2 protein-coding genes are annotated in these 1,803 nt (G+C 70.9%); both read left to right on the top strand.

What is annotated here, in order from left to right:
• Positions 1–140: 140 nt before the first annotated feature.
• Entirely contained in the window at positions 141–1,268 is a 1,128-nt protein-coding gene (locus ACH4C6_RS36380; protein WP_398112845.1) for a hypothetical protein, read from the top strand.
• A partial coding sequence (locus ACH4C6_RS36375) for a DnaB-like helicase N-terminal domain-containing protein (RefSeq protein WP_398112844.1) occupies positions 1,265–1,803 on the top strand: 539 nt, incomplete at its 3' end. The genes ACH4C6_RS36380 and ACH4C6_RS36375, both read left to right, overlap by 4 nt.

The following is a 1,803-nucleotide window of genomic DNA, read 5'->3' as shown; positions in this document are numbered from 1 at the left end:
CGAACCGACAAGCTCGCGATCGCCTACCAGGCCGCACTCCACCTCGCGGGCATCCTCATCTGGACCCGGCGCTGACCAAAGAGACAGAACCTAGGTCACATCGCTGGTCGCGGCTCCCCTACCTCGGGAGATGCACCACCTTGCACAGTCCACAGCGTCCGTCGTCGTCTGACGACTTCGGCGCCAGTTACCTCGAACGCGGCTGGGAGCCGCCTGAGGAAGTCGTGCTGCGCCGCGACCTGGTGCGCACACCCGGTCTGCAACCCGAAGACATCGGCGTCCTGGCGGAGCTGCTGCTCCGCGACCCCCGCCTGCCCTCGACCATGGAAGCCATCCGCCGGGACATGCAGGCGCAGGGCTGGAAGATGGGCAAGGACCGCTTCAACGCGATCGCCGGCCGCCTGACGAAGGCCGGCCACCTCGCCCGCATCCCGGTCTACGACGAGACCACGCAACGCCCAACCTGGGTCACTCGGGTGTACCGGAACCCGGCGAACAACGAGCAGTACGTCGACCTCGGGATCGCTGCATCACAGCAGGTCAGCGCCGAAGTGCGGGAAACCCGCGATTCCCGGCCCTCCGGATCGCGGGAAACCCGCGTTTCGCCTGGTCAGAGCCGGAATACGAAAAACCCGCGATCCGGATCCGAATCGCGGAAAACCCGCGATTCGAAAACCCGCGATTCGCCTGGTCAGAGCCGGAATGCGGAAAACCCGCGATCCGGCGTGCACCCCCCACACCCCCCGGAGGAGGAGGATTCCTCCTCCCCTACCCCTCCCACGCGCCCCACGGGGTCGCTCCCGTCACAGCGGGAGGAGGGGCCGGAGTTCTCTCCGGAGGAGACAGGCGCAGCGGTGGACTTCCTGCAGCAGATGCAGCGCTGGCAGGCGGGCGCTGCCACGGCTCGCAGCTGCGCGCCGAAGCTGCTGCGCACGATGCGTGAGCAGGGCTGGCCGTCGCTGGTGGGTGCCGATGCCGGGTACGTCGCTTTGCTCGAAGCGGAAGTCTTGAAGAACACCGGTGGCGCGGCGTCCTGGACCAAGTGCCTGCCCGGGTGGGTGCAGGACCTGCGCCGTTACGCGCTGGCGGCCCCGCGGAGCGAGCCCGCACCGGCCAGCAGCCCGCGGCCGGCAGTGGCGCGCAGCGTCATCGAGGCCTGCGCGGCGTGCGACGAGTACGGCTGGCTCCTGGACGACGACGACTCCGGGCCGCAGCGCCGCTGCGCGCACCCAGGCGTCACCCGCAGCGGAGCGGAGGTGGCCACGTGACCACGCAGATCTCGGACCAGGAGCAGCTGGGGCGGGCCGTGTCCGTGGACGCGGAGCGGCGTGCTCTGGGCGCCTGCCTGTTGGCCACCCCGGCCTATGACCCGGTGGCCGACGTGGCCCGCGCCGTGCGTGAGGGCGACTGGTACGAGCCCGCCCACGGTCTGGTGTGGTCGGCGGTGCAGCGGCTGCACGGGCATAGTCGTCCCACGGGCGTGCCCGCGGTGGAGGCCGAGTTGCGCAGCGCCGGCCACCTCGAGCGCGTGGGTGGCCCGGCCGGGCTGGCCCAGCTCGCCAGCAGCGCCTGCTCCCCCGGCGAGGCCGGGCACTACGCCGACCTCGTGCACGGCTACGCCCAGGTGCGCCGCTACCAGGAAGCACTGGTGCGTGGCATGCAGGGCGCCCGCATCGCGGACCCGCTGTCGGTGCCGGACACCATCGCCGCGCACCAGGCGGAGCTGGAGTACCTGACTGCCGACGATGAGGATGACAGTTTCGGGCGGTTCGGCGACGGCCTGGACGCGCACCTGGACAGCCT

The sequence above is a fragment of the Streptomyces sp. NPDC017943 genome (assembly GCF_044328425.1).
GTDB classification, from domain to species: Bacteria; Actinomycetota; Actinomycetes; order Streptomycetales; family Streptomycetaceae; genus Streptomyces; species Streptomyces djakartensis_A.
This window is presented reverse-complemented; position numbering and strand designations above follow the sequence as displayed.